The sequence below is a fragment of the Candidatus Accumulibacter vicinus genome, assembly GCF_000584955.1.
Classification (GTDB): domain Bacteria; phylum Pseudomonadota; class Gammaproteobacteria; order Burkholderiales; family Rhodocyclaceae; genus Accumulibacter; species Accumulibacter vicinus.
Genome location: NZ_JDSS02000018.1, coordinates 10,934 through 15,693, shown reverse-complemented (window position 1 = coordinate 15,693; position 4,760 = coordinate 10,934). Strand labels below are relative to the sequence as shown.

Annotated in this window: 4 protein-coding genes and 2 pseudogenes; 1 reads left to right on the top strand and 5 read right to left on the bottom strand. The window is 62.3% G+C overall.

What is annotated here, in order from left to right:
• The first annotated feature begins 125 nt into the window (after positions 1-125).
• Positions 126-983, top strand: coding sequence for a DUF4351 domain-containing protein (locus tag CAPSK01_RS05040; RefSeq protein WP_273703124.1), 858 nt, complete (start codon positions 126-128; stop codon positions 981-983).
• A gap of 142 nt (positions 984-1,125) precedes the next feature.
• On the opposite strand, the pseudogene CAPSK01_RS21955 reads toward CAPSK01_RS05040, so the two are convergent.
• The 5 genes and pseudogenes from CAPSK01_RS21955 to CAPSK01_RS21950 all read right to left on the bottom strand — a co-directional run.
• Positions 1,126-1,569, bottom strand: a pseudogene (locus CAPSK01_RS21955) (LrgB family protein); the annotation flags it as partial.
• Between the two features lie 73 nt (positions 1,570-1,642).
• Entirely contained in the window at positions 1,643-1,852 is a 210-nt protein-coding gene (locus CAPSK01_RS05030; protein WP_273703123.1) for a hypothetical protein, read from the bottom strand.
• Positions 1,853-2,375: 523 nt separating this feature from the next.
• Positions 2,376-2,570: a hypothetical protein gene (locus CAPSK01_RS05025; RefSeq protein WP_034923332.1), complete on the bottom strand. Its 195-nt coding sequence runs from the start codon at positions 2,568-2,570 to the stop codon at positions 2,376-2,378.
• A 3-nt stretch (positions 2,571-2,573) separates the two neighbouring features.
• On the bottom strand, positions 2,574-3,782 hold the full coding sequence (locus tag CAPSK01_RS05020; protein ID WP_034923330.1) for an RtcB family protein: 1,209 nt from the start codon (positions 3,780-3,782) through the stop codon (positions 2,574-2,576).
• A 565-nt stretch (positions 3,783-4,347) separates the two neighbouring features.
• Positions 4,348-4,661: pseudogene (locus CAPSK01_RS21950) on the bottom strand (HipA domain-containing protein); the annotation flags it as partial.
• Between the last annotated feature and the right edge of the window lie 99 nt (positions 4,662-4,760).

Sequence of the window (4,760 nt, the reverse complement as noted above, 5' to 3'; positions counted from 1 at the left end):
GGGGCCTGGGACGATTGCGACAGCCCGGATCAGCGCCTGAAGGGCGGCTGCGTCGCTGTCAGCCTGGTAGCTTGGGCTGAGGAACGAAGCCCAACAAGCCGCACGTCTTTGGCCGCGCGCCTGGGTTGTTGGGCTTCGCAGGCTCAGCCCAACCTACGAGTGCTGAACTCGGTAAGCGTCTGGTCGACAAACTGGTCCGCGTCACCCGTCTGTCGGGAACAGAAGACTGGATCTACCTCCACATCGAAGTGCAGGGCAGCCCGCAGGCGGAATTCGCCGAACGGATGTTCGTTTACAACTACCGCCTGTTTGACCGCTACCACCGCCCAGTCGCCAGCATGGCCTTGCTCGCCGACCAATCCGAAGGCTGGCACCCGAGTTCGTTTGGCTTCGAGGTGCTCGGTTGCGAACATACGCTGAAGTTTCCAACCGCCAAGCTATTGGACTTTGCGGGCCGCGAAACCCTACTGCAAGCGGAACCGAATCCCTTCGCGCTGGTGACGCTGGCCCATCTGCTGACCAAGGCGACGCGCCAGGACATGGCAGCTCGCTTTGCCGCCAAGTGGAAGCTGATCCAGTTGCTCTACCAGCGGCGCTGGGAAAAACAGCGCATCATTGACCTGTTTGTCGTCCTTGACTGGATGATGCGGCTGCCCGAACATCTGGCGCAGGAGCTGTGGCAGAATATCGACCTGCTTGAGGAGCAAGAACAAATGCGCTACGTGTCGTCGGTTGAACGAATCGGTATCGAGAAAGGCCGCGAGCAAGGCCTGCAGCAGGGACGCGAGCAGGGCCGCGAGCAAGGCCTGCAGCAAGGTGAAGCCTTGGCACTTCAGCGCCTGCTGCGCAAACGGTTCGGCGCCATCCCGTCGGAGATCAGCGCCCGGATTGCGGCCGCGTCGCTGTCAGAAATCGAAGGCTGGTTCGACCAAGCCATCGAAGCGGGTCGGATCGACGACGTCTTCGGGCCGACCGCACACTGAAGCCTGGACCTTGTCCGGGTCGATGCCTTCGTCGCTGCCGATGGGGTAAGTTCCCGCTTCGATGGCGACCAGCGGCGGCAGGCCGGGAAAAATAGTAACCTTCAGGTCGGCTGGCCGTCGCCTGGCGCTGTGACCAATTCAGCAACCATGGGGTCACCAGTGGCAGCAGCAGCGCCGTCATCAGACCATTGAGACCCATCGCCAGCGCGGCAAAGGCTTCCGTCTGCTCATTTTCCTGAAAAGCGCGCGCGGTCCCGATGCCGTGTGCAGCGATGCCCATGGCGAAACCGCGCACGGCGTCATCTTCGATGTGCAGGACGCGATAGACATAGCGCGCGCCGATGGCGCCGACGATTCCCGTGATGATCACCAGCACCGCGGTAAGCGACGGCAGGCCGCCGATGCGCTCGGCGACGCCCATGGCAATCGGTGCCAGCGAGAGCAGCGTCACCCGGCTGGCGCCAAACAGACTGCCGATGGCGACGGCAGACAGGGCGGCGGTCAGGGAACCGACCAGCAGCGCGACCAGCAAGGGTAGCGCCAGGCGCTTCAGGCGCCCGCGCTGGGCGTAGAGCGGAATAGCCAGGTTGTCGGGCATCCCCAACTTCTTGCGGCTACCGGAAACGTCGCTCACCTCGTACTGATCGCCGGGTGGCAAATCACGTCAGTTGAAAAAAGGACAAACCCTCGCGCCGTCTGATCGCTTTGCCGACTCCGCTTTCCCGCAGGAGGAATTCCGGTGTTTCCGGGGTCGGCACGAAGCAGAACTTGCGCGGCAGGTCCGTGTAAAGGGAACGCGGCGGCAGGTGACCCCGGATGTTCTTCAGCAGTCGGCCGCTTTCTTCGCTGTGGTAGTAGATCCGCTGCAAACCGAGCTCCTCGCGTACGAACGCAATCGTCGCCCAGAGCATGGCTTCGGCCCAGATCGCGGAGTAACGCCCAAGCGCGAAGCGGCAGTACTCCTTTCAGTTCGGTACCCCAGGTGCCCAGGGTGAGGACGAAGACTGTCTGGTCGGCGTCATAGTCGTGCCGGGCCAGCTGCATATCATCAATCTCCTTGCCGCCGCTGTCGGCAAGGATGTTCTTGACGCGTGGCTTCTGCAGGAGCTGAGCATAGGGCGATTGTTTCAGTGCGGCGATGCGAAGCGCCTGCCGCCGGCTGAGATGGCGTAACAGGCCGATACTGTAGCGGTCGCGATAGTAGGGGTACAGGGTGCGTTCACCGACGAGGCACGCGAGCACCTCGTCTGCCGTTTGACGGTCCATGGTGGACTCCTTGAATTCGGGGGAAGGGTGGCTGGTCGATTGCGGTAGCTCGGGCAGTGGGCGGGTTCATGGTTTGCTCCTCGGAAAAAGTATGTGAATGCCCGCCCCGGCAGGGGCGGGCGTGCTTCAGTCGATCTCGAATTCGGCCTTGTCGCCGTTCAGCAACTCGGCCAGGGATTGTTGTGTGCGCTGGCGCATCTTTTGCCGGATGGCCTTGCGCGTCGAGCCATGCGGCCCGGCGCGCCGGGTCAATACGGGCACCAGCAGCGGGTTGCGCGGTTTGCTGCGCGGGATGACGAGCGTGATTTTCTGGTCGGCCATCGCTCACCCCTTCACGCAAAGAACCTGTTTCAGGGTATGGACGACTTCGACCAGATCGCGCTGGTCATCCATCACCTGATCGATGTCCTTGTAGGCACCGGGGATTTCATCGATTACCCCGCCATCCTTGCGACACTCGATGCCTGCCGTCTGTGCTTCCAGATCAAAACGGCTGAAACGGCGCTTGGCGGCGCTGCGGCTCATCCTTCGCCCGGCGCCGTGAGAGCAGGAACAGAAGGACTGCGCATTGCCCAGGCCGCGTACGATGTAGGACTTCGCGCCCATGCTGCCGGGAATGATGCCCAGCTCGCCCGCGCGGGCCGAAATGGCGCCCTTGCGGGTGATGAACAAGGCTTCGCCGAAATGGGTTTCGCGTGCCACGTAGTTGTGGTGGCAGTTGATCGCCTCGGTCTCCAGGCTGAACGTCGGCAACTGCCGCTTCAGCACCTCGATCACCACCGCCAGCAAGCGCTGGCGGTTGAGCAGGGCGTAGTCCTGCGCCCAGTCCACGGCCTCGACATATTCATCGAACAGCCCCGAGCCTTCCGAAAAATAGGCCAGGTCCTGGTCCGGCAGATGCAGCTTATGCCGGCGCATGTCCTTCTGCGCCGCCGCGATGAAATGGCGGCCGATGATATTGCCGATGCCGCGCGAGCCCGAGTGCAGCATGATCCAGACGCGATCCGCTTCGTCCAGGCACAGTTCGATGAAATGGTTGCCGCCACCCAGCGTGCCGATCTGGCACAGCCAGGTTTCGTTGAAGCGCCGCTGCATTTTCATCAGCTCCGGATGCCGGCCGACGATGCGGTCCAGCCGGTCGCTCAGCGCCCGGCCGACGCGCTGCAAGGCGCTGCCACGCATGCGGCTGGCCGGGTGCATGTTGAAGCCGAGCGGCACCATCTCCTCGATCCCCATGCGCAGGCTGCGCAGGTTATCCGGCAGTTGCCCGGCGCTCAGCGACGTGCGCACCGCGTTCATGCCGCAGCCGATATCGACGCCGACGGCAGCCGGAATGATCGCTTTCCTGGTCGGGATAACGCTGCCGACCGTTGCACCGATGCCAGCGTGTACATCGGGCATGGCGGCGACATGACCATGCACGACCGGAAGTGACGCGACGTTCAGCAGCTGCCGTATCGCCTCGGGCTCGATATTGCGCGTCCACACCTTGACGGGAACGCGTCCTTTGTTGAATTCAATTTGAATGCCCATGTTGATTCCAATGTATTGTGTTGAGCGGCCTTGACCTGATACGGGCCGCTCGAATTGGAATCCGGGTGCCGGTGCGCGTTGTCGCGCTTAACCGGCGATGGGCAATAAAAAAACCCCTGGGCTTGATGGCCAGGGGTTTTCTTTTCCCGGCCCGGATTCGCCATGCGCGAGTTCCGGGCAACGATATGCCGGCAGACTCAGCGCGAAAGCACCTCTTTAGTTGTGACAGGCATATCGATCTCCTTGGAATGAAAAGGGTTGAGAAAACGAGCGCCAAGTTTCAGCCGGGAATGCCCGTGTAGTCAAGCAGGATCTCGATTCGGGCAACAACAACTGCATCGCGGTTGTTGCGCACAAACAACAGTGTGGTGCCACCATGAGGTCGTGCTCGTGGCCGCCGCATTCGGCGCAGGACGTGTTTGTGCGTCGCGAAACACCTTGAAATGGTTTTCACCGCATCTCAAATTTCTATGAATCAGGCTTTTCCGAGAATGCGCCAGTCGCTGTGGGATTAGGGCGCGCTATCCGGTCCGTCTATCCAGCGCCCAGCCTCACCAGAATCAGCTCACGAAGCATCCGGCATATTCATCAAGCTGACGCCGGCGGCGCGCACGGTTGGATACCCGCTCGCGCGGACCTTCGCTTCCATCGCGTCGATGATCGCGATGGCTTCAGGCCTATCCAGCAGAAACCGCGCGTGCTGCGACAGGAGATTCGTGGCGCTCGCGAGTCGTCCGGCGTCGCCACAGACCATGGCCAGGTCACGCCGCTCGATGCTGATCGACGCGGTGGGTGTGAGGTCATAGGCCGGCGACAACATCCAGAGTCGGCCCCGCGCGCGATTACCGCATGGTTGCGCGGGTGATCGTCGCTGTTCGAGGTTGACCAGGAACTGCCGGTGGCAGCGGATCAGCGCGTCTGGAACAAGAGCACGCGCCCGGAAGGCCCCCGCCACTGAGCATCGCCGCGCGGCCCGGA

Bases quoted from the DNA above. Each gene is read 5' to 3' on its own strand.
- CAPSK01_RS05025 (WP_034923332.1), bottom strand. From the start codon at position 2,570: ATGGCCGACCAGAAAATCACGCTCGTCATCCCGCGCAGCAAACCGCGC.
- CAPSK01_RS05020 (WP_034923330.1), bottom strand. From the start codon at position 3,782: ATGGGCATTCAAATTGAATTCAACAAAGGACGCGTTCCCGTCAAGGTG.